Source organism: Vibrio sp. 1F263, from assembly GCF_041439035.1.
GTDB lineage: Bacteria > Pseudomonadota > Gammaproteobacteria > Enterobacterales > Vibrionaceae > Vibrio > Vibrio tasmaniensis_A.
Genome location: NZ_JBGONI010000006.1, coordinates 154,426 through 175,014, shown reverse-complemented (window position 1 = coordinate 175,014; position 20,589 = coordinate 154,426). Strand labels below are relative to the sequence as shown.

The window sequence follows — 20,589 nt, the reverse complement described above, 5'->3', positions numbered from 1 at the left end:
ATGAATCTTTTAAAAACTAGCCTAGCACTTGCCATCAGTTTGGTTGCAACGTCATCGATGGCAAACAGCTTGGATCAAGCTCAATCAATTCAAAACAAGACCAATAACGCGTCGGCTTCGAGCCAAAAGGTTATTGATAAAAGCTCACAAGCAACATTATTGCTGCAAGCTGAGGTTGAGCGTCTGCAAGAAGAAGTGAAAAATTTAGAAATCTATCACGATCATCTTGCCGCATTGGTTAAGAGCCAAGATCAAGAAGCGCAGAGTATTGAAGGGCAGATCGACGAAATCAAACTAACACGTCAAGGTGTTGTGCCTTTAATGTACAAGATGATCGATGGTCTCCAGGAAGTTATTGAAAGCGATCTACCTTTCAAGACAAATAGCCGTCTGCGTCGCGTTGAAAAGCTGAAAGCGATGATGACTCGTGCTGATGTCAGTGATGCTGAAAAATATCGCCGTATTTTAGAGGCGTACCAAATTGAAGTGGATTACGGTATTAAGCTAAGTTCTTATTCAAGCCGTGTCGAGTTAAGTCAAGATAAAGTGCTTGAAGTTGATATTTTGCATCTTGGCCGCATTTCACTGGTCGCTCGTAACTTAAATGGTACCCAATATTGGTCTTGGGACCAAAATAGCGATCAATGGCAAGAGTTGGATTCTTCGATGAAATCTGAGTTGGACAAAGCGTACGATATTGCTAATAAGCAAGCGTCTCCAAGCTTAATCACTTTACCTGTTTCTTTAACTGTTGCGGAGGTTAAGTAATGAACTTAAAGCCATTAGCAGCATTGCTTTGCATTACGTCAATTTCATTTTCTGCTTTCTCTGCATCAGACACGACAGCTCAGCTTGTTAACAAAGCAAAATCAGAGAGTCGCACGCAAGCGTCTCATAACGTAATTCGTGAAGCTGACTTTAAAAAGACAGAACAAGAACTCAAAGCGATCAAAGCACAGCTTGAAGCTAAACGTAGCTCTATTCAAGGTGCGACCGATGTTCTGACTCAGACATTCAGTGATAACGAAAACAAGCTTGCTCGTTTAGAAGAGAAACTGCGTTTAGAAACAGGTAGCTTAGGTGAGTTGTTTGGCGTTGTAAGACAAAATGCAAAAGACCTTGAACATGAACTTACGGATACAGTAACTAACGTAGATCGCGCAGCGTATACAGAAACTGTTTATCAAATCGTGGACGCAAAATCATTACCGTCAATGCCCCAGTTAACAGGTCTTTGGTTGAGCATGATGGAGCAAATTCAAGCAAGTTCAGAGATAAGCAAGTCGACAGTTTCACTAGTTAATAGTGAAGGGGTTACTGAAAAGGCAGAAGCTTATCGACTGGGTTCTATTGGCTTAGTTGCTGAGTCAGGTTACGTATGGTGGGATGCTAGACATCAAGATGCAATAGTTTACTTGAAGCAGCCTTCACAAGGCCCAACACTGGCGTCGCTTTCTACTTTAGCTAATGGCGAAGTGTCTAATGTAGTCGTCGATCCCTCTCGTGGATTCATGCTAGAACAATTAGCTTTGGAACCAAGCCTAGCTGATCGTCTGCAAGCAGGTGGCCTAGTTGGTAAAGTTATTCTTGGCTTGTTGGCAATCGGCTTAATCATCGCATTGGTTCGTGGTATTTCTTTGGCTATCGCTCGTCAGAAGATTCGTGCACAGCTTAAGAACCCAAAACAAGCTGGCAATAACCCTCTGGGTCGTGTTCTTGCGGTTTACAGCAAAGAGAAAAATCAAACAGTAGAAGCATTAGAACTGCGACTTTTAGAAGCGGTAGTGGATGAACAAACTCACCTAGAGAAAGGTTTATCAATGCTGAAGCTTCTAGCTGCTCTAGCACCAATGCTTGGCTTGCTAGGTACCGTAACCGGCATGATCGAAACATTCCAAGTGATCACACAGTTTGGTAATGGTGACCCTAAAGTAATGGCGGGTGGTATTTCGATGGCACTTGTTACAACGGTACTTGGCCTTGTTGCTGCAATGCCACTGCTATTGGCACACAACATTCTGAGTACTCAGTCAGAGAACATTCGCAATATTCTGGAGAAGCAGGGCATTGGCCTTGTTGCTGAGCAGGCAGAGAAGTCTATTGAACCAAGCGCTGTTATTTCACAAGTTGGGACTGCCGCGTAATGGATATTTTGTCGGGTTCTCTATTACCAGCGAGTTGGTTAACGAGTAACTGGCTGCTGTCTTTATCAAACTTTATGGAGCAGGGCGGTTTCGTTCTGTGGTGGCTAGCGGCTGTCGTCCTCGTTTTTTGGGTACTTGTGGTAGAACGTGTGCTTTATCTCGCGTTCTACTTTCCAAAGCAGCGTCAAGCTTGGATTAATCAGTGGCATGAAAGAGAAGATCACTCTTCTTGGCATGCTAAAGCCATTCGTGAAGGTTGGTTGGGGCAAGCGAGTATTTTACTTAACCAAAACTTGAACTTTATTAAGCTGTTAGTTGCTATTTGTCCAATGCTGGGTTTGCTCGGTACCGTAACCGGTATGATCTCCGTTTTTGATGTCATGGCGACTCAAGGAAGCAGTGACCCTAAATTGATGGCTTCAGGTATCTCGTTGGCAACTTTACCAACGATGGCGGGTATGGTTGCTGCATTAGCGGGCATGTTTGTTCATGCTCGTTTAGCGAAAGTCTGTAACCGCTTAGAATTGAAATTAGAAAAATCTTTAAGGAGTCAACGATGAGACTCGGTCGACGTCATTCTAAAAACGAAGAGGCTCAAATAGACCTTACTTCGATGCTTGATATCGTATTCATCATGCTTATTTTCTTCATTGTGACGAGTTCATTTGTTCGTGAATCTGGTGTTGAAGTCAATCGCCCGCAAGCTTCAAATGTAGTGAGCCAAAAAGATGCAGGTATCTTTGTCGCGATTACTTCTGCGAATGACATTTTCATAGATAAACGTGTTGTGGATGTTGAACGTGTTCAAGCGACGTTAGAACACTTGTTGCTAGAACAACCTGATGCTTCTTTGGTTATTCAGGCGGACGAGCATGCTTATAACGGTACGGTTGTTAAAGTGATGGACGCTGCCAAAGGTGCGGGTGTTAAAAATATTGCGCTTGCAGCTGAAAAGCGATGATCTTGGAGGATCTTAATCAATGATTCGCCTATTTCTTGCATTACCTTTAGCGGGAGCGTTGGGTTTAGCACTATTTTCTTTCATGGCTTGGATGGTCGATAATGGACACCAACGTTCGCCAGAAAATGGTGAGACGTTAAGTTTCAACATGGTGATGGTTGAACAAGAACAAGAAGTACAGAGAAGACAACGTGCAGTCCCGGAACAACCCGAAATGCCAGAGCCGCCACCGCAAGCGCAAACGTCTCAGTCGCAAGCTGAAGTAACGCCTCTGAATTCAATGTCTTCACTGTCTTCACTGGATTTGAATACTTCAATTGAAGGCCTAGCGATTAACGCTCCAACATTTTCTGATTTTGGGTCAAATCAACAGGTAATGCCGCTTTATCGAGTTGAACCTCGTTATCCAGCAAAAGCGCTAAAGCGTGGCGCAGAAGGGTATGTCATTTTGTCTTTTACAATCGATGAAACAGGACGTTCTGTTGATATTCAAGTTACGGATGCAAATCCACGTCGTATGTTTGAACGTGAAGCGATAAGAGCACTTAAAAAATGGAAGTATCAACCTAAAGTCGTCGATGGAAAAGCGGTAGCGCAGGTTGGTCAAACCGTGAAACTAGAGTTTAAGTTGGCAAAATGATGAAACAGATATGGATATTAGTGGGCTTGTTGATAATGCCCCTTACAGTACCGGCAAAAGAGCTTACCCAATACACCGTTATTCGTGTTCAAAAGGCGAATAAACTTGCTCAAGAGGAGCAGGTTAAACAGGCGATTGAGGTTTTGGCTAGTTTGGAGTTATCTAAAGGCTATGACAAAGCCTATGTCGCTCGCATGCTTGGTGTGTTTTACTGGCAAGATGGTAAAACAAAGACGGCAATCAAGCAGCTTACTTATGCAGTGGATAGTCGCTTATTGGTCGATGAACAAGCTTGGGTAACGAAACGTATGTTAGCTGATTTACTGCTTAGCGAGCAGGATTTTAAAGCGGCATTACCACACTATTATGAGCTCGTTAAAACAGCACCGGAAACTGAAAAGAAAGACACACTATGGATGCGAATTGCTCAAGCTGAATACCAAATTGAAAACTGGACGAAAGTACTGGCGGCTATAGGTAGTCATAACAAGTTTAATTCAAAACCACAGTTGTCGCCTCTCTCGTTAAAGCTGGGTGCTCAACTACAGTTAAAACAATGGAAGCAATCAATTCCTACGTTAGAAAGTTTAGTTGAACTTCAACCCGAAAAAGACAATTGGTGGCGTCAACTGGTCGGGATTCAGTTAAGGCTAGAGCGTAGCCGAGATGCGTTGAATACCTTAGCGCTTGCTGAGCTACAAGGTGTTGAACTGAATAATTCAGACCGTAGGCTACTTGCTCAACTGTACGCGAAACGAGGCATCCCTGAGCGCGCTGCGCAAGAAATTAGCAAGTTAGATGACGCAAACAGCGATGTCCAACTTCTGGCTGAGCAAGCAACCTACTGGCAGCTAGCGAAAGAGTGGGACAATGCTATTGAAGTGTGGACGTTAGCGTCGAACATGAATACTCGATACCATTGGAATGTTGCTCAATTATTGGTTCAGCAAGGTTACTACGAGCGAGCTCTGGTTGTTTTAGACAAAGTGAAAGACAAGAACAAGCAAGCTGACGTTGCATTAGCGAAAGTACGTTCATGGTATAAGTTGAAGAACTTAGATAATGCTCTCGCTCAAGCTAAGCGGGCGAACAACATTGAACCGTCTCCTGAGGCTAAAGGGTGGATCAAATATTTGACCCAGCTGAGAACGGTAAGCGAAAGTGGAAACGCCTAATCACATATAGTTAGAAGCTAGAAAACAGAGTACTAAATAAGACAGTGAAAGGGTGTCATTTGAATGTTCAAATGACACCCTTTTTTTGTATTCAATAGACTTAAACCTTAAACCTAGGTGCCTGAGCGGTGCTGTTGTTTGACTGAGGTAAGAATAATACCAATCACAGTAAGTCAGTGATCATAAATAGCGCAGGAAAAATGCTTGAGAACAAGGCGGAAATTTTCGATAAGTAGTTATTCTAAAATGAAAATTTCTAACGATGTTATCGAGTGTTTTAACTAGCTAGGATGAACAGTTATTTACTACGATTGGTATAAAGATAAAGATAAAGATAAAGATAAAGATAAAGATAAAGATAAAGAGAATTCAAGTTAAAGGCTGCACATCTCGCCACTGTGTGATCCCGCAATGATCACTCCACTTTGGTCTACAATCCAGTTAATGGTGCAGTCACGATAGGGGTTTTTGAAAGAATGTTGTATTTCACCATTCTCGAGTGAGGTTTGAGTTTCCACCCAAGCAAATGTGCGTGACTCCCAAAATGTAACGGCTTGAGAGTGGGGCGTTAAATACAACGTTTGAGCCTCTGCAATATTGGAACCGATGTAACTCTCGACATGTTCGTCAGTACTAACAATTTGGCTAGTACAAGCCGTTACCAATAGAGCCAAAGCTACAATAGTACGCATTTCTAAATCCTTTTAAACTTGCATGGTTATGTCTGTTTTATAGTCAATAAGCTTAAACCACTCTTGAGCTAATCGTCATGCTGATTCCCTTGATAGTGATCTCTGTTCTAAATAGCTTCAACATTCCTTTCTTAAATGCACGGAACTCCTACTAAATAGGGCCATTTTATAAGCTCTAGAGCTCAGGATATCTACGTTTCCCACTTATATTGCCGCGATTCTTATACGTATACAGTTCGATTGTTCTTCTGTAGATGTTATGTGAATTTCCTTGCGACGTGCGAGAAACGTAAACAATGTAAATTGAATGCCAATACGAATTATTATCAACTAAATTATCGCCATAAAATCTATAGGTACTGGTTTGTATGTCGTTAAAAAGTAGGGCAGTTCAATCATGGGCTCGTCGACTTCATGTTTATATTTCAATGGCACTGTTGTTTGTTGTTCTCTTCTTTTCAGTGACAGGTATTACCCTTAATCGCCCTGAGCTGTTCGAATTAAGCCAACCCAATATCCAACGCTCTACGCTAACGCTTCCAACCAGTTTGTTCACGGTCCAAGACGGTCGACTAAAAGCCGATGAGTCTGCTTTTGAGGCGTTTCTATTTGAAGAAGCAAACCTGTCTGGTGTTCCTTCAGGTTTGGATATCTATTCAGAAATAGAAGACGGTGAGTTGCTCATCGGTGAAGTGTCTATGGACTTCAAAGGACCTGGCTACAACGCTTCTGTGTTTGTTGATGTAACGTCTGAAACCGTCGAAGTCGAAACCACTGATTACGGCGTTATTGCTCTGTTGAACGACCTGCATAAAGGGCGTAACAGCGGTGATGTATGGAAATGGTTTATCGATATCACAGCGCTATTGATGATCTTCTTTGTACTGACTGGCGTGTGCTTACTGTTACCTAAGAAAAAGACACTCAATACTTCCATCAAATGGACGGTGTTTGGGTCTGCAATCTCACTTGCTATCTATTTTGTTGCCGTGCCTTAACCCTCCATTAGGTTGATGAATCAGCTTGAAGAACGAACTAAAGGTTAAACGGATTTGAAAGGTTGTTAAACATGAAAAAAATGAATTGGAGCAAATCGCTCCTTGCTTTGTCTCTTTTACCAAGCTTAGGCATGGCTGAGGTGCTTCCTGACACAGCAAAGCTCGATGTGCATTTCGAGTTACCAAGAATTGAGGCTTCTCCATACAAGCGCCCTTACGTAGCGATATGGGTAGAGAACAGTGAAAGAAAGTCAGTGAAAACGATCGAGCTTTGGGTCGGCCAAGATGAATGGCTTAAAGATTTACGAAGTTGGTGGCGAAAAGTCGGACGTTACGACCGCGAACTCGTTGATGCCGTGACTTCCGCAACACGTCCTGTTGGTCAATATCGTTTTGCTTGGGATGGCAAAAATGATGCCGGTCAATCGTTAGAGCAAGGTGAATACACGGTTCATATTGAAGTTGTACGTGAACATGGTGGCCGAAACTATCTTCGCCAAAAAGTAGCACTCACTGACAAAAATGCTTCTTACCAATTAGAACCAACGGAAGAGACCGGTCAGATTACGCTCAACTATATCGTTAAGTAGTAGATAAAGAAGCGATAAATAATGGTAGCCATCGTAGACGCTCATTGAGTGACACGATTAAAAATTACAAATAATGGAATTGAACATGATGAAACAGACAAAAATAAAGGCGCTTGCTCTTGCAGGTGTAATGGCGTTCGGTCTAGCAGCAACGACGACAGCACAAGCTCACCCTCGTTGGGTTTTGCCTTCTCATTTCACCGTTTCTAAAGAAGGTGGTGACTGGTTAACATTTGATGTGACGGCATCCCACGGTACGTTTGTTTTTGATAAGCCAGCAGGAAGTGATAAAGCATTCGTTATCATGCCTGATGGCCGTAACGAGCGTCCTAACTTCGTTGTAAAAGGCAAGCGTCGCTCAATGTTTGATTTCTATTTTGAGGAAGAAGGTACACACAAAGTAGCAATCAACAACGAACCAACGTACTGGACACAGTACAAAGCGGGTCGTCGTGACACAGTAAAATGGATTAAAGCGACTAAAGCTGAGCGTGATGCCTTATTACCTGAAAAATCACGTGACGTGGTAACTCAAGTTGGTTTCACTCGCGCAGAAAGTTACATCACAGTAGGCAAGCCAACGGATTCAGTTTTCAAAATTGAAGGCAAGCTTCTTGAAATGAAGCCTGTTACACACCCTTCAGACATCGTTGAAGGCGAACCGGTGACATTCCAATTCTTCTACAACGGTGAAATCCAGAAAGACGTGAAAGCGGAAATTACTCGTGAAGGTACGCTTTACCGCAATCACCAAGAGCAGATTGATGTAGTGAGCGATGAAAACGGTGAAATCACGTTTACTCCAGACGTAGCGGGTCGTTACGTAATGAAAGCGAACTACAAAGGTGAGTTGGTTGACAACCCACTGGCAGACAAAGCAAGTACGAATGTGCACCTGACATTCGAAGCATTGCTTCAATAGTCGGTTTTATCGGGAGAAAGCTCCTGATTATTAGATAAAAAAGACAAGGGCTCATTAGAGCCCTTTAACGGTCAGTATACCACTGAAAATTTGTAACGTGGCGAGGGTACGAACGATGAAAATAACAATAAGAGCAAACACCATAATTGCTCCGTGCTTAGCTCTGGGGCTTGGTTTAGCGGCATTACCTGCGCAAGCACACTTTCCATTGATGAGCTGTTGGTTTGAAGGCAAAACGGTTGCCTGTGAGGCAGGTTACTCTGATGGTAGTAAAGCGATAGATTACGCAGTCGCGATGTACGACTATGAAGACAACTTGATAGCGAAAGAGATGACGGATAAACGCTCTATTGTCGAATTTCCAAACCCAAATTCTGAGTTTTACCTCGTGTTTGATTCAGGTCACGAGTTTCCTGTTGAAGTCGACGTTGTAGAGATCAAAGAAAAATGATGATTCAAAGTGTACGCGCTGACACAGGCGGAAGAGAGGGCAAGTGGGTTGGCCTAATCATTATATTCATCCTTTTTTTTGCGACGGTTGCTATTCCGTTTAATCAAGCAGAATCGCATATCGAAGTGACCCTTGATCACCAAGTCTTAGTGACTGATGTTGAGCAAGAAAACTTGGCGATGCTGTCAGAACTCCGTTTGGCTCATGAAGAGATTCGAGATCTTCGCATGGACTTAGACGGCGAATGGCCAAGCGTTGTGTCGCTGAAAGACGAATGGGTCGCGCCTTTTGTTGAAGACCAGAGTTGGAAGCGCAAAGGTTCTCATACTTGGTTATTGGACGAGCGTGGTTATTACTTCTCTACGCCAAGTGAATACGCTACACCAAGCGAACAAGCTACGCCAAACACTCATGGCTTCGCGGACTCGTTTATTTTAAACGCGAACAGTGTTTCTCCGGAAATCTGGATTTTCTTTGGTGGTGTCGCAAGCCAACCTACTCAATTTGATGAAAACACATTGGAATCCGCAGGCTGGAAACTGGTGGTGAACGAGTCAGAAGTATCTGAACAACATGACGCTGCTTCTCATTAAGCAATGTTTCAAACTTTAGGTTCTCATCAGCAATATGTTCAAAAAGAAGATGTTCACAAAATCAAAAAGCTTACGGACTAATCAGCTCATTGACCATAAGTTCACAAATAATAAGAGATTTACTATGCGATTCATGACTCTATTGATGTCGTTAATGGCGGTGTTATCGACACCCAATGCATTGGCAAAAGAATACACAGTCGACAGCGATAAGTTGACGATAGGTATTACCCTACAGCCTTACTATAGCTACGTAAAAGCAGTGGTAGGTGACAAAGTGAACATCCTTCCTTTGGTTGATGCTGGCTTTAACCCGCATAACTACTTACCACAACCAAATGACTTGAAGCGATTGAGCCAGATGGATGCAATCGTGGTAAACGGTATTGGCCACGATGACTTCGCACTAAAAGTCATTTCAGCTGCGCAACGTGATGATTTAATGGTCATCGAAGCGAACAAAGAAGTACCTCTACTTCCTGCATTAGGCCAGTCTGTTGGCCAAGGCGCAGTGAACCCACATACGTTTGTTGGACTTTCTACAACAATCCAAAAGGTGTACACCATCGCGAGTGAAGTTTCTAAGCTCGACCCAGACAACGCGGCGTTTTATCGCAAGAACGCGCGTAAGTACGCCAAGCAATTTCGTTTTATGAAGCGTGATGCGATGTTGTCATTAGGTGAACTCGATACTTCAGGCATGAAAGTGGCGACCACGCACAATGCTTATGGGTACATTCTGCAAGAGTTTGGTGTTGATGTCGCGGCGGTGATCGAGCCGGCACACGGTGTTGAACCAAGTGCGAGCCAACTGCAAGATACGATCGAGAAAATCCGCGCATCAGGCATTGATGTTCTGTTCTACGAGCTAAACATGCCAAACCGCTTTGTTGACACGATTGAAGCAGAAACAGGCGTTCAGCTTTACCGTTTCTCTCACATGACGCACGGTGAGTATCAAGACGATAAGGTAGAAGTTGAGATGAAGAAGAACTTAGAAACGTTAATCGAAGCCATGAAATTTGCTGCGGCTAACCAGGCTAAAAGTGGGAAGGCGTAATGCAAGGTCCATCGATTTCAATCAACCAACTCGGTCTGCAATACGACAACAACGTGATTCTTGATGATATCACGCTAGATCTTAAAGCGGGTGAGTGCCATGTGATCATGGGGCCAAACGGCGGTGGCAAAACCTCTTTGCTACGTTCAGTTCTTGGTTTGACGCCTTTCTCTGGTCAAATCAACATTCATTGGCCAGAAAAGCCAAGCATTGGTTACGTTCCTCAGAAAGCGACCTTCGAATCGAGTTTACCTCTGACGGTAATGGACTTTGTACTACTCAACCAAACTCGAATTCCGCTATTTTGGCGTCGTAAGTCTAAGCAATTGGATCTTGCATTAGCGCAACTCGACCGTGTGGGTATGGCGACTCGTAGCGACCGCCGTATGGGGCAGCTATCGGGTGGTGAGCAGCAACGCGTGTTGTTTGCACAAGCATTACTGGATAACCCAAGTTTATTGGTGTTGGACGAACCCACTACCGGCATGGATGAGCAGGGCGTTCGTTATTTAGAATCGCTAGTTCGTGAATGCGTTAATGAAGGGCGTACCATTCTTGCTGTTCACCATGATGTAACCGCAGTACGTCGTCTTGAAGCGAATGTACATGTTGTGAATCGATTCTTGGTGGATAGTGGTCCACATGAACAAGTACTACACCCGACTAAAATCGAGAGTCTGTTTCAGCATTATAGCAGTGGATCTGTCATCACCAAATCGAAGGAGGTTGCGTAATGGAGTGGTTACGACAACTTGCCATTAGTGGCGTTGAAGCGGGTTGGTTATCAGACAGCTTCATGTATGCGTTTATGGTGAATGCACTGGTTGCTGCGTTGTTATTGGGCCCGTTATTAGGTGGCCTTGGTACTTTGGTCATTGCAAAGCGTCTGGCATTCTTCTCTGAAGCGGTAGGTCACGCAGCATTGACTGGTATTGCCATTGGTGTTTTGCTTGGCGAGCCACCGGAAAACCCAATTATTGGTCTGTTTAGCTTCTGTATGATCTTTGCTTTGCTTCTTCACTTTGTAAGAAACAGAACCAACGTGCCATACGACACCTTAGTCGGCGTTTTTCTTGCGCTAGCATTGGCAGTAGGTGCGGCATTGTTGATGTACGTGGCACGTAAGATCAACATCCACATGCTTGAGAATGTGCTGTTTGGTTCGATTCTGACGGTAACAGATCAAGACTTAGCGATTCTTGCAGGCAGCTGCGCACTCATCATTTTGCTCTTGATACCGACGTTCAACCGTATTCTTCTCACTTGTATCAGCCCGGATATTGCCAAGGTGCGCGGCTATAACACCAGCTTTTATGACTACCTGTTTGTGATGATGATTACTTTGGTGACGATTGCTGCGGTGAAGATCGTGGGTGCCGTTTTAGTTGGCGCGTTATTACTGATTCCGGGCGCGACGGCGCGATTGTTGACTAAACGCATGGGCAGCTTTGTTTTGCTTTCTGCGTTGCTGGCAACCATCGCGTGTTTGGTCGGAACGGTATTACCGATGGAACTTAAACTGCCAGTGCCGTCAGGCGCTTCAATCATCATCGTTTCTGCGACGTTTTTCCTAGCGGCAACGCTATACCGAATTATAAGAAAGGCATAACCATGACTCCTTTAATGAATCGTATTTCAAGCTCAGTAAAAACAGCGGCTCAAGTGGGTGTACTTGGTAGTGTGTTAATGGCTGGATCTGTGGTGTCGCTAAACGTGAACGCAGAAGATATCTTAACGAGCACACCTGTGACTTATGCATTGGCAACAGAGTTAACCAAAGGCACTGACATTACCACTGAATACCTACCACCAAAACGTTACGGTATTGATCGCTTACCTAACTGGTTTGGCACTAAGGGTCAAAGCAAGGTGCTTAAGTCAGGAGAGAAGGCGACCGTTGCGTTAACGCTGTCATCTATTTGGCAAGCGGATCCTACATTTGTATACGCAAGGCAAGGCAATATCCGCTTGGTTGAGGTGGATGCCGCTCAAGCGATTACACCGCGCGCACAAGGTGTTGCCGCGTTGACGCTATCAAGTGGTGAAGTGTCTAAGTATGCTTGGTTAAATCCAACCAACCTAACGCGCATGGCCGCCATCGTGGCTGACGACTTTAAGTTGTTGTGGCCAGCGCACGCAGAGACGATTGATAGCAACCTACAACGTGTGATGTTGGATGTGCGTGAACTGATTGACAAGCAACAAGCGGTATTATTGGATAACGACGTAGATTCAGTATTGTTACTTTCAGAAAGCTTGGAAGATTTTGCTTCTGGTAGCCAACTGTTTGTTGAAGCACGTATGTTCAAAGCTGAACTGGAATGGACAGAACAAGACAAGGCCAAACTCAAAGCGATGTTTTCTGAAGATGACGCGCTATGGTTAGTGACAGCGAAAAAGCCTACGACTTTGATTAAGTCGCTGGTGCCTAATGAGCGAATTCTTGTAGTTGACTCGGTAGACCGCTGGGGAAGAGCAGGGATTAATGCAAAAGTGCCGTTCGCACGTTGGGAAGTTAAACCATTCAAAGGTTAATTGAATAGCTAAGTCGCTAGGTTAATACGGTAGGATCAAAAAAGCAGCCCAAATAGAGGCTGCTTTTTTTGTTCTTGTCTACAGGCTCTGATCTGAGCGCTGAGCAAGAGTATCTCGTGAGTCAAAAGTTTACTCTGCAGCTTTTTTTTCTTTAGTTTCAATACCAGCTTCTTCTGCTTCAACCGCTGTCTCTACTGAACCCTCAGCTTGCTCTAGAGCGGCTTTCGCTTGTTCTTCAGCTTCCATTTTTGCGCGGTCAGCTTTAGAAATATAGCGAGGCTTGTTGCTACCATGCAGTTTAGAATTCGCCTGTTTCTGTCTTTTCTTTAGAATTTGATTGATTTTTTTCTTACGGTTCATTGCTGCATAGCCTTGTATTTAGTTTATGCGGTGGAGGATAATCATTTTAGATCTAGAACTCAACCTGTACGGTCTCTCATTAGGTAATTAATCATGTTCCAACATAACAACATTCTACAAGGCGAGCTCGCAACGGAGTACAAAACTGTTATTGCGATGGTGCACATCTACTGCAAAGATCACCATGGTGCGGTTCGTCAGAATAACCTGTTATGTGAAGAGTGTGAGCAACTGTTGCGTTATGCAGAGACTCGACTCGATAGGTGCCCTTATGGCGAAGCAAAGCCGACCTGTAACAAGTGTCCGATTCATTGTTATAAGCCTGATCCTAAAGAGCAGATGCGTTTAGTGATGCGCTATGCAGGGCCAAGAATGCTACTTAAGCATCCGATTTTAGCAATACGACATTTGATTCATGAGAAACGTAAAGTGCCAGAGAAGCCACTGCCGAATGTGTCTAATCGCCATATCCGAATGAACAAGAAGTAACTGGTGCTTTAAAGTGGTCGCAGAAGAAACGAAAAGGTCTGATTGCTCAGACCTTTTGTGTTTCTGCTAACTGCCTTATCAGAAGGCAGTCTTGTAGAAAGAATACTTTATGTATAAAGCTATACCGCTTGAGGCTCGTCGTAGGTCACTGTGAGATTGTTGATCCAGCGTCGGCTCAAGTAGCGGTGCGAGCATATTGCCAGTTTCACCACTTCTTCTACCAACATCAGACCATAGATGTATTTGAAATCCCATCCAGCGACAAACGCGCCGTAAACACACACTGGAATGCCCACCATCCACATCGCGATGAAATCCATTCGCAAGCAAAAAGCGTTATCACCACCAGCACGAATAATACCGTTAATGATCACCATGTTGAGCATACGAATCACCACTGCAAAACACATGATCATCATCGCTGGCGAAGCAAGCGGGTACAATGCATCTGTAGAAAGGTTTAACCATGATAGTACATGCTCTTTACCCATAAACAGTAGCAAGCCAACGACAGCGCCAAAGCCAACGACGGCTTTAATGAATGTTAGACCCATGCTCATAGCATCATCAAATTCATCACGGCCCAGCGAATGGCCAAGCAATACTGAACACGCTACGGAGATACCAAAGAAGATCGAGTAACACAGCGATTCGAACGGCGCGAGCATCGAGAACACCGCAAGCTCTGTCGTGCCCATGTGACCAAAGATCATTTGATATGCCATTGTGCCCATTGCCCACAACACGGCATTCATCGTTAGCGGCAACGCAATACGACGGTAAGAAAGCCACAGTGATGGACGGTGCGGTGAGCTTGGGGTGGTTAGCAGCCAGTGTTTACGCACACGCATGTAGCTATACATTAAGCCCACTTGAATCAATCGCGCTAAGGTTGTCGCCAATGCAGCACCTGCAACGCCCATTGCTGGAATGCCAAAAGCCCCTTTAATTAGAACGAAGTTAAGCGCAATGTTGAGTGCAATAGTAATACCACCTAACAATAGTGGAGTTACGGTGTCACCTGATGAGCGCATGCTTGCTTCTACCACTACAACAATGTGAGTTAGAAGTAGAACAGGGAACCCATACCATAGGTAAGTCGCTCCAAGCTCAATCACGGTTTGATCGCTAGTTTGCAACATCATTAAAAACTGAGAACCAAGAGTGATGATTGCTGTAACAGGCAGCAGAACTTTTAAACCAAACACCATCGCGATAGATGACACGGTACGTGCACTTTTTCGGTCATTCTTTCCCCAGTATTGAGCAACTAATGTACCGTTTGCTGAGGCCAACCCTGCCATAATCATAATCGCAACGAAGTGCCATTTTGATGCAATTCCCACAGCGGCTGCTGCTTCCATACCAAAATCGCTGACCATCAAGACGTCAGCAAGGGCAAGAATAGCAACCAGCGCACTTTGCAAAGCTACAGGTAAACCAAGTTTAACGATACGAGGTAATATGCTCTCTGGCTTGTTATTCATAGATGAGTTAGGGTTGATATTAGTTGTCATAAGCTCTCCGATTTATGGCAGAACTATAGTGATTTGAGCGAAGTAACAACATGTTTAAAAAACAACAAAACCTGTGCGAATCCGTCATTGATACCATGGAGCCTAAATCAACGTGGCAAGATGATGTTTTTCTCGCGGAACATTGCAAAGAACGTTTTTTGACCGTTGAAGATATCCCAGAGATGAAAAGCTTTGGTGTCTATATGGGCGGTATGGCAAAACTATACGATGGTTATTGGGTTGAGCGAGAATCCGTTAATGTTCATACGTTGATTTTCACTATGGAAGGTGGCGGCATTCTAACAACCACGACATCAGTACAAGCGATTACACCGTATACGCTGGTGGTTCTTCCTGCCGGAACCCCATTTCGTTTTGAACTCGATCCGCAATATAACTATTGGAAAATGGCGTGGATGTTGACCCCCGATACTAAGCAGTGGCAACACATAGCAAGTTTAGGTCAGGGGATTGTGCCTTTTGGAGAGTGTGAGCAGATCTGGTCATTAATGAACTTGGTTTACTTTGAGATAGGGGGCCGAGCCAGTTACCGTAAGTTACTCTTGAGTGAAATAGTCCGAACGTTGACGGGTTTTGAACCTAAATCAACAAGCACCACCGCTCGTGTTCAAGCGCTCTATAATGAAATTGAAAGTAGTCTGCATCAACCATGGACAGTAGCTGGTATGGCTCAAAGGGTGTTTATCAGCGAAGAGCAGCTTAATCGAGTTACCAAGACGCTCTTCGACCTATCACCACGCAGCAAGTTGATTCAACTAAGAATGGATAAAGCGACCAGTTTGTTAAAATACCAAGATTGGTCGGTGTCGATGATTGCCAACCGCTTGGGTTACAAAGATCCTTATAACTTCTCACATCGCTTTAAAAAGCATTTTGGTTTATCTCCAAGCCAATACCGTAAAAGCCATCGACTTACCGGGTAGTACTGGTTGTCCACTAAAAATTCGTTTCTTAGAACAATTCCACAAGATCAATTTTGCAGTAAATGTACGGTATTAAGTGATCTATCAATTTAGTATTTTTGTACCATTCGATAATATTGGAAATATCTTAAAAGACGACTGCTTATGAAGCGTGAGGAATCCATACCAAAAATAGCGAATCACGTAGACGATTTTAAACTTCCGTCTAAGTGGGTTCTAAATAAAAAAGAGTTTCAATCTGATACGAGGATCGTCCGAAAGCAGGAGTGTGGCTCGATAATAGGGACGCTTTCAGAGCCTCATCGTAAGGTTCTTTTTTACTTGTATCAAAATAAAGGACATGTGATCAGTAAGCGAGTTTTGAAGCGTGTAGGTTGGGCGGGTAAAGCCGTGACATCAGCTTCAGTATTGGTTGCTATCTACGAGATAAGAAGGATCTTAGACTGTCGTTGTATAAAAACGGTTTCCAACGAAGGTTATGTACTGGAGGATTAATTACCCTTTATTGATATCCTGTTCATATATTAATAATAAAAATTTAATCTCTTTACCGTATACGCTGCTTTCATTATCTTCGATTTTAAACGTCCACTTATAAGCGACGTTATACAAAAATGACGGAATTTAACTTTGTTGCTGGCTATATCGTAAGGGAATTGTATAAAAATGGACGCCTATCCTGTAATAGATACTCACCACTCTGAACACAACGTAATACTTGAACTCAACGGAAAAATAGTTGAACTCGACACCAAACTCATACGCAATGTTGAAAACGGCTATGTTCTGGCTACCATGCCTTTAGCGTATCGTAAGATCATTCTGTTTATGAATCAAAACCGAGGGAAATTGTTCAGTGTCGGGCAATTGAAGAAGATTGGCTGGGAGAATGGGTCAGTCACTAACTCGTCAGTGATTGTTGCGATATCTGAGATCAGATCACTATTCGGGGATGGCCTAATCATTACCATTACTGGTGAAGGCTACATATTTCAGCCTTAACCTGAAGAACACCTCTATTTCTAGTATTGATGCTTTTGGTCGACTTTTGCTCAGAAGTCATCAAACAAAAAGAGCTCTTCGTTAGACGGAAAGTCATAACTAAGAGCTCTAGAGGCAACTATCCTACCTGAGGAGGATAGTTGCCATTCGAGCTTACTCGCCTGCAATCTGTAGAGGAGAGCGTTTTAAGCTAGCAATCAACATGTAGATCGTTGTAGCGAGTAAAGACGCGAACAGGTAAGTGAATAATCCCGCTTGTGAATCCATAAAGCTATCCGCGACCAATGGGCCAGCGACTGAACCGATGCTGTAACACAACAGCATAACCTGAGTCACTGACACTAGATAGCTTGGGTCTAAGTTACGACAACCCAAGTTAATCGCGATTGGGTAAAGTGCAAAAGTCGCCATACCTAACACAAACAAGCTCATACCAAGAACATAAAAATCATGGTTAATCGTTAGTACGCCAATGCTTGCAACCCCTAGTAGGCAGAACAGAGCCATTAATAACACTTGTCCTATGTGGTGAGATAACCATGTCACCATCGGCTGAACAGCCATACCACCCATAATCACTAACGCCATCAAACCGCCAATATCTTGATGTGCGATGTTGCGTTGAGCGAGCTCAACAGGCATCAGTCCGTAAATAGATCCAAGTGTTAATCCAGATACAATACAGCCAATCAAAGCGCTGTGGCTCAGTTTGCTGATTTGCTTTAATGATAAAGACTGCGCATCGTGAATTTGTGGTGCTGTCGCTTGTCCGTACATCAACACAATGATTGCACCAAACAACAAGGTGAACATTGCGATGAAAGGTACGCCACCTGTAATACCAAGGTAACCGATGCCGAGTTGGCCAACGGCAGAGCCGCCGTATAGCGAACACATGTAAACGCCTAAGCGTTTCGCGCGCTGAGATTCGTCACCGCTCATTAACCAAGACTCTACAATCACGAAGATACCTGCAACCGCTACACCAGCGACAAAGCGGGCTAATAACCATACCGCTTGATGTGGGATGAGTGGTAACACAAGAATCGTTGCGATAAAAATAGCCAGAGCGATAACAAACGCATCTCTGTGACCAACACGTGCAATCGCACGTTCAATCAATAACGTACCGGCTAAAAGCCCTGCATAGAATGCACTCGCCAACCAACTCGATAGATTTTTGTCTAAGCCATACTCAGACAACATTAATGGTAATGAACTCATTAAATAGCCTGAAGCGATCGCGTAAAAAGACAATGCAATAACCGGAACAGTTATGCGAGTTGTTGGTTGGATGTTGTCCAATGCAGGAGCCTCTAAATAGTGGAAGAAACGATGAATTTTCCGCGACTATGGGGGAGAAACTGAATTGGGTAAAACGAATAAAAATAGTCGTTAAGATAAAAGAAATTTATCGAGATCTTGAGCTAAAATACCATAGCGGAATTTACGATTTTGCGAGATTTTATGCGGTCAAAAAGCCACTAGGATTATGTTCATTATGGTTTTGTAAGCGATACAATCATCCGCGTAGGTCATCCGTGATGGTTGTTGAACATCACGATAATTCAAGCGAAGAAAGTTAAGCTCATTGGTGCTTTATGAACATACACAACGTCATTGAACAGGCCAGAGAGGAATGGTGTTGTGTTCAACTTGATGTTACAAATACCCGCGTAAAATGTTCATTCGTATGGTGTTATCAATGACGGCAATAGCGTAAACGAGAGTTACACCCAATGGAGATAGGCAAATGGATAGTTATGATTTTATTGTTGTTGGCGGGGGCTCGGCAGGATGTGTAATGGCTGCAAGGCTGTCTGAAGATCCCAATGTCACGGTTTGCCTATTGGAAGCAGGTGGTAAAGACACAAGCCCATTAATTCATACACCCGTAGGTATAGCCGCGATGATGCCAACTAAGCTAAACAACTGGGCCTTTGAGACCGTTGAACAGCCGGGTTTGAATGGTCGTAAAGGTTATCAACCAAGAGGTAAGACACTTGGTGGGTCCAGTTCTATCAATGCGATGATGTACGCTCGTGGGCACCGTTACGACTACGACACTTGGGAAAGTTTGGGTAATGCAGGTTGGAGTTATGAATCGTGTCTGCCTTACTTTAAGAAAGCCGAAAATAACGAAGTTCACCAAGATGAGTATCACGGCCAAGGTGGCCCTCTGAACGTCACTAACCTTCGATCGCCAAGTCCGATGTTGGAACGTTACTTAACGGCGTGTGAGTCGATAGGGGTTCCCCGTAATGAAGACATCAACGGTGCTGCTCAGTTTGGGGCGATGCCGACGCAGGTAACCCAGTTGAATGGCGAACGGTGCAGTGCTGCCAAGGCTTACTTAACGCCAAACCTTTCGAGACCAAATCTTACGGTCGTGACCAAGGCAACCACGCATAAGGTCTTGTTTGAGGAGAAGAAAGCGGTAGGTGTTGAATACGGCTCGAATGGCAAGCGTTATCAGATCCAATGTAACAAAGAGGTGATTCTATCTGCTGGTGCATTTGGTTCTCCCCAGTTGTTATTACTGTCTGGTGTCGGTGCTAAAGACGATTTGGAGGCGCATGACATCGAGCAGGTTCATGAGTTGCCTGGAGTGGGCAAGAACCTCCAAGACCATATCGACTTGGTGCATTCGTACAAGTGCAGTGAAAAGCGTGAAACTTTTGGTATCTCGCTACAAATGGCCTCTGAAATGACCAAAGCTCTGCCGCTATGGCACAAAGAACGCCGTGGCAAGATGAGCAGTAATTTTGCAGAGGGGATAGGTTTTCTTTGTTCCGAAGATCATATCGCGGTGCCGGATTTAGAGTTTGTATTTGTGGTCGCTGTTGTCGATGACCATGCAAGAAAAATCCATACCAGTCATGGTTTTACGTCTCATGTCACCTTGTTGCGTCCGAAAAGCAACGGCAGCGTAACGCTCAATAGTAATGATCCTTATGATCCGCCTAAGATCGATCCTGCGTTTTTCAGTCATCCTGAAGATATGGAGATAATGATTAAGGGCTGGAAGAAGCAGTATCAAATGTTAGAGAGTTCGGCGTTTGACGACATCCGTGGTAATGCTTTCTACCCAGTGGACGCCTGTGATGATAAGGCGATTGAGCAAGATATTCGAAATCGAGCAGATACTCAGTATCATCCGGTGGGTACCTGTAAAATGGGACCTAGTAGCGATTCATTAGCCGTGGTGGATAACTATCTTAAAGTTTATGGGTTGAATAATTTAAGAGTCATTGATGCTTCTGTGATGCCGACATTGATTGGGGCAAACACCAACGCGCCAACCATTATGATTGCTGAAAAAGTCGCAGATCAAATCAAAGAACAATATGGCTTTAGCAAGCAACAAGCCAATGAACAGGCAGAAGACGAGATGGTTGTATAATTAAAAGAAACAGAGATAACTGATTGATTTACATTAGGTTAGGGAGTCTATTTTGTTAAGGCTCTCTAACCTATTTTTTGTACGCTTCTTCAAGCACAAGCTAAATCAAAAGC

24 protein-coding genes and 1 pseudogene are annotated in these 20,589 nt (G+C 43.9%); 21 read left to right on the top strand and 4 right to left on the bottom strand.

Going from position 1 to position 20,589, the window contains the following annotated elements; all coding sequences use genetic code 11:
* The 6 genes from ACED25_RS06400 to ACED25_RS06375 are packed head-to-tail and all read left to right on the top strand — an operon-like array spanning nucleotide 1 to nucleotide 4,920.
* Nucleotides 1–768, top strand: a complete 768-nt coding sequence (locus ACED25_RS06400) for a DUF3450 domain-containing protein (RefSeq protein ID WP_017102102.1) — start codon at nucleotides 1–3, stop codon at nucleotides 766–768.
* Entirely contained in the window at nucleotides 768–2,144 is a 1,377-nt protein-coding gene (locus ACED25_RS06395) for a MotA/TolQ/ExbB proton channel family protein (RefSeq protein ID WP_371694892.1), read from the top strand. The genes ACED25_RS06400 and ACED25_RS06395 overlap by 1 nt, the downstream gene beginning before the upstream one ends.
* Nucleotides 2,144–2,704: a MotA/TolQ/ExbB proton channel family protein gene (locus ACED25_RS06390; protein WP_065680030.1), complete on the top strand. Its 561-nt coding sequence runs from the start codon at nucleotides 2,144–2,146 to the stop codon at nucleotides 2,702–2,704. The genes ACED25_RS06395 and ACED25_RS06390 overlap by 1 nt, the downstream gene beginning before the upstream one ends.
* Complete coding sequence (locus tag ACED25_RS06385) at nucleotides 2,701–3,105, top strand: biopolymer transporter ExbD (protein WP_004731145.1); 405 nt, start codon at nucleotides 2,701–2,703, stop codon at nucleotides 3,103–3,105. The genes ACED25_RS06390 and ACED25_RS06385 overlap by 4 nt, the downstream gene beginning before the upstream one ends.
* A gap of 19 nt (nucleotides 3,106–3,124) precedes the next feature.
* Nucleotides 3,125–3,745 (top strand): energy transducer TonB, encoded by a 621-nt coding sequence (locus ACED25_RS06380; protein WP_102249616.1) that lies wholly within the window; start codon nucleotides 3,125–3,127, stop codon nucleotides 3,743–3,745.
* Nucleotides 3,742–4,920: a tetratricopeptide repeat protein gene (locus tag ACED25_RS06375; protein WP_371694891.1), complete on the top strand. Its 1,179-nt coding sequence runs from the start codon at nucleotides 3,742–3,744 to the stop codon at nucleotides 4,918–4,920. The genes ACED25_RS06380 and ACED25_RS06375 overlap by 4 nt, the downstream gene beginning before the upstream one ends.
* A gap of 374 nt (nucleotides 4,921–5,294) precedes the next feature.
* On the opposite strand, the gene ACED25_RS06370 is transcribed toward ACED25_RS06375, so the two are convergent.
* Nucleotides 5,295–5,612, bottom strand: a complete 318-nt coding sequence (locus tag ACED25_RS06370; protein ID WP_371694890.1) for a hypothetical protein — start codon at nucleotides 5,610–5,612, stop codon at nucleotides 5,295–5,297.
* Nucleotides 5,613–5,980: 368 nt separating this feature from the next.
* Between ACED25_RS06370 and ACED25_RS06365 the strand changes: the two genes are divergently transcribed.
* The 9 genes from ACED25_RS06365 (at nucleotide 5,981) to ACED25_RS06325 (ending at nucleotide 12,761) form a co-directional block, all read left to right on the top strand.
* A complete protein-coding gene (locus ACED25_RS06365) occupies nucleotides 5,981–6,610 on the top strand; it encodes a PepSY-associated TM helix domain-containing protein (RefSeq protein WP_371694889.1) in 630 nt (209 codons plus the stop codon).
* A 71-nt stretch (nucleotides 6,611–6,681) separates the two neighbouring features.
* Entirely contained in the window at nucleotides 6,682–7,200 is a 519-nt protein-coding gene (locus tag ACED25_RS06360) for a DUF2271 domain-containing protein (RefSeq protein ID WP_017097634.1), read from the top strand.
* 85 nt (nucleotides 7,201–7,285) lie between these two features.
* The gene (locus tag ACED25_RS06355) at nucleotides 7,286–8,122 is read left to right on the top strand and encodes a DUF4198 domain-containing protein (RefSeq protein WP_017102108.1); all 837 of its coding nucleotides are present in this window, start codon (nucleotides 7,286–7,288) and stop codon (nucleotides 8,120–8,122) included.
* A 115-nt stretch (nucleotides 8,123–8,237) separates the two neighbouring features.
* Nucleotides 8,238–8,573 carry a hypothetical protein gene (locus ACED25_RS06350; RefSeq protein ID WP_017102109.1) on the top strand — a complete coding sequence of 112 codons (336 nt, stop codon included), beginning with the start codon at nucleotides 8,238–8,240 and terminating at the stop codon, nucleotides 8,571–8,573.
* Nucleotides 8,570–9,166, top strand: coding sequence for a DUF6162 family protein (locus ACED25_RS06345; protein ID WP_371694888.1), 597 nt, complete (start codon nucleotides 8,570–8,572; stop codon nucleotides 9,164–9,166). The genes ACED25_RS06350 and ACED25_RS06345 overlap by 4 nt, the downstream gene beginning before the upstream one ends.
* Nucleotides 9,167–9,290: 124 nt before the next feature.
* The gene (locus ACED25_RS06340) at nucleotides 9,291–10,226 is read left to right on the top strand and encodes a metal ABC transporter solute-binding protein, Zn/Mn family (RefSeq protein WP_029222760.1); all 936 of its coding nucleotides are present in this window, start codon (nucleotides 9,291–9,293) and stop codon (nucleotides 10,224–10,226) included.
* Nucleotides 10,226–10,960, top strand: a complete 735-nt coding sequence (locus tag ACED25_RS06335; protein WP_102582291.1) for a metal ABC transporter ATP-binding protein — start codon at nucleotides 10,226–10,228, stop codon at nucleotides 10,958–10,960. The genes ACED25_RS06340 and ACED25_RS06335 overlap by 1 nt, the downstream gene beginning before the upstream one ends.
* A complete protein-coding gene (locus tag ACED25_RS06330) occupies nucleotides 10,960–11,835 on the top strand; it encodes a metal ABC transporter permease (protein WP_012600593.1) in 876 nt (291 codons plus the stop codon). Before ACED25_RS06335 ends, ACED25_RS06330 begins: the two co-directional genes overlap by 1 nt.
* Nucleotides 11,836–11,837: 2 nt before the next feature.
* Nucleotides 11,838–12,761, top strand: a complete 924-nt coding sequence (locus ACED25_RS06325) for an ABC transporter substrate-binding protein (protein WP_371694887.1) — start codon at nucleotides 11,838–11,840, stop codon at nucleotides 12,759–12,761.
* 129 nt (nucleotides 12,762–12,890) lie between these two features.
* Here the strand turns inward: ACED25_RS06325 and ACED25_RS06320 are convergent, their stop codons facing one another.
* Nucleotides 12,891–13,121 carry a DUF2986 domain-containing protein gene (locus ACED25_RS06320; RefSeq protein WP_017101886.1) on the bottom strand — a complete coding sequence of 77 codons (231 nt, stop codon included), beginning with the start codon at nucleotides 13,119–13,121 and terminating at the stop codon, nucleotides 12,891–12,893.
* A 93-nt stretch (nucleotides 13,122–13,214) separates the two neighbouring features.
* Here ACED25_RS06320 and ACED25_RS06315 point away from each other — a divergent pair, with 93 nt between their 5' ends.
* On the top strand, nucleotides 13,215–13,610 hold the full coding sequence (locus ACED25_RS06315; RefSeq protein WP_017101885.1) for a nitrous oxide-stimulated promoter family protein: 396 nt from the start codon (nucleotides 13,215–13,217) through the stop codon (nucleotides 13,608–13,610).
* 119 nt (nucleotides 13,611–13,729) lie between these two features.
* On the opposite strand, the gene ACED25_RS06310 is transcribed toward ACED25_RS06315, so the two are convergent.
* Entirely contained in the window at nucleotides 13,730–15,127 is a 1,398-nt protein-coding gene (locus ACED25_RS06310; protein WP_012600598.1) for an MATE family efflux transporter, read from the bottom strand.
* A gap of 50 nt (nucleotides 15,128–15,177) precedes the next feature.
* Here ACED25_RS06310 and ACED25_RS06305 point away from each other — a divergent pair, with 50 nt between their 5' ends.
* From ACED25_RS06305 to ACED25_RS06295, 3 genes are all read left to right on the top strand, one after another.
* On the top strand, nucleotides 15,178–16,071 hold the full coding sequence (locus ACED25_RS06305) for a helix-turn-helix domain-containing protein (RefSeq protein ID WP_017097624.1): 894 nt from the start codon (nucleotides 15,178–15,180) through the stop codon (nucleotides 16,069–16,071).
* Between the two features lie 321 nt (nucleotides 16,072–16,392).
* Entirely contained in the window at nucleotides 16,393–16,566 is a 174-nt protein-coding gene (locus tag ACED25_RS06300) for a winged helix-turn-helix domain-containing protein (RefSeq protein WP_240798054.1), read from the top strand.
* A gap of 171 nt (nucleotides 16,567–16,737) precedes the next feature.
* Nucleotides 16,738–17,073, top strand: coding sequence for a winged helix-turn-helix domain-containing protein (locus tag ACED25_RS06295; RefSeq protein ID WP_012600601.1), 336 nt, complete (start codon nucleotides 16,738–16,740; stop codon nucleotides 17,071–17,073).
* Nucleotides 17,074–17,226: 153 nt separating this feature from the next.
* Here the strand turns inward: ACED25_RS06295 and ACED25_RS06290 are convergent, their stop codons facing one another.
* On the bottom strand, nucleotides 17,227–18,378 hold the full coding sequence (locus ACED25_RS06290; RefSeq protein ID WP_012600602.1) for an MFS transporter: 1,152 nt from the start codon (nucleotides 18,376–18,378) through the stop codon (nucleotides 17,227–17,229).
* On the opposite strand from ACED25_RS06290, the pseudogene ACED25_RS06285 reads away from it, so the two are divergent.
* Both ACED25_RS06285 and ACED25_RS06280 read left to right on the top strand, forming a co-directional pair.
* Nucleotides 18,378–18,586: pseudogene (locus tag ACED25_RS06285) on the top strand (hypothetical protein). The gene ACED25_RS06290 and the pseudogene ACED25_RS06285 overlap by 1 nt on opposite strands.
* Before the next feature lie 240 nt (nucleotides 18,587–18,826).
* Nucleotides 18,827–20,476, top strand: coding sequence for a GMC family oxidoreductase (locus ACED25_RS06280; RefSeq protein WP_017101880.1), 1,650 nt, complete (start codon nucleotides 18,827–18,829; stop codon nucleotides 20,474–20,476).
* Nucleotides 20,477–20,589 lie beyond the last annotated feature (113 nt).

Excerpts from the sequence above, each read along its gene's own strand:
- ACED25_RS06400 (WP_017102102.1), top strand. The coding sequence starts at position 1 with ATGAATCTTTTAAAAACTAGCCTAGCACTTGCCATCAGTTTGGTTGCA.
- ACED25_RS06395 (WP_371694892.1), top strand. The coding sequence starts at position 768 with ATGAACTTAAAGCCATTAGCAGCATTGCTTTGCATTACGTCAATTTCA.
- ACED25_RS06390 (WP_065680030.1), top strand. The coding sequence starts at position 2,144 with ATGGATATTTTGTCGGGTTCTCTATTACCAGCGAGTTGGTTAACGAGT.
- ACED25_RS06385 (WP_004731145.1), top strand. The coding sequence starts at position 2,701 with ATGAGACTCGGTCGACGTCATTCTAAAAACGAAGAGGCTCAAATAGAC.
- ACED25_RS06380 (WP_102249616.1), top strand. The coding sequence starts at position 3,125 with ATGATTCGCCTATTTCTTGCATTACCTTTAGCGGGAGCGTTGGGTTTA.
- ACED25_RS06375 (WP_371694891.1), top strand. The coding sequence starts at position 3,742 with ATGATGAAACAGATATGGATATTAGTGGGCTTGTTGATAATGCCCCTT.
- ACED25_RS06370 (WP_371694890.1), bottom strand. The coding sequence starts at position 5,612 with ATGCGTACTATTGTAGCTTTGGCTCTATTGGTAACGGCTTGTACTAGC.
- ACED25_RS06365 (WP_371694889.1), top strand. The coding sequence starts at position 5,981 with ATGTCGTTAAAAAGTAGGGCAGTTCAATCATGGGCTCGTCGACTTCAT.
- ACED25_RS06360 (WP_017097634.1), top strand. The coding sequence starts at position 6,682 with ATGAAAAAAATGAATTGGAGCAAATCGCTCCTTGCTTTGTCTCTTTTA.
- ACED25_RS06355 (WP_017102108.1), top strand. The coding sequence starts at position 7,286 with ATGATGAAACAGACAAAAATAAAGGCGCTTGCTCTTGCAGGTGTAATG.
- ACED25_RS06350 (WP_017102109.1), top strand. The coding sequence starts at position 8,238 with ATGAAAATAACAATAAGAGCAAACACCATAATTGCTCCGTGCTTAGCT.
- ACED25_RS06345 (WP_371694888.1), top strand. The coding sequence starts at position 8,570 with ATGATGATTCAAAGTGTACGCGCTGACACAGGCGGAAGAGAGGGCAAG.
- ACED25_RS06340 (WP_029222760.1), top strand. The coding sequence starts at position 9,291 with ATGCGATTCATGACTCTATTGATGTCGTTAATGGCGGTGTTATCGACA.
- ACED25_RS06335 (WP_102582291.1), top strand. The coding sequence starts at position 10,226 with ATGCAAGGTCCATCGATTTCAATCAACCAACTCGGTCTGCAATACGAC.
- ACED25_RS06330 (WP_012600593.1), top strand. The coding sequence starts at position 10,960 with ATGGAGTGGTTACGACAACTTGCCATTAGTGGCGTTGAAGCGGGTTGG.
- ACED25_RS06325 (WP_371694887.1), top strand. The coding sequence starts at position 11,838 with ATGACTCCTTTAATGAATCGTATTTCAAGCTCAGTAAAAACAGCGGCT.
- ACED25_RS06320 (WP_017101886.1), bottom strand. The coding sequence starts at position 13,121 with ATGAACCGTAAGAAAAAAATCAATCAAATTCTAAAGAAAAGACAGAAA.
- ACED25_RS06315 (WP_017101885.1), top strand. The coding sequence starts at position 13,215 with ATGTTCCAACATAACAACATTCTACAAGGCGAGCTCGCAACGGAGTAC.
- ACED25_RS06310 (WP_012600598.1), bottom strand. The coding sequence starts at position 15,127 with ATGACAACTAATATCAACCCTAACTCATCTATGAATAACAAGCCAGAG.
- ACED25_RS06305 (WP_017097624.1), top strand. The coding sequence starts at position 15,178 with ATGTTTAAAAAACAACAAAACCTGTGCGAATCCGTCATTGATACCATG.
- ACED25_RS06295 (WP_012600601.1), top strand. The coding sequence starts at position 16,738 with ATGGACGCCTATCCTGTAATAGATACTCACCACTCTGAACACAACGTA.
- ACED25_RS06280 (WP_017101880.1), top strand. The coding sequence starts at position 18,827 with ATGGATAGTTATGATTTTATTGTTGTTGGCGGGGGCTCGGCAGGATGT.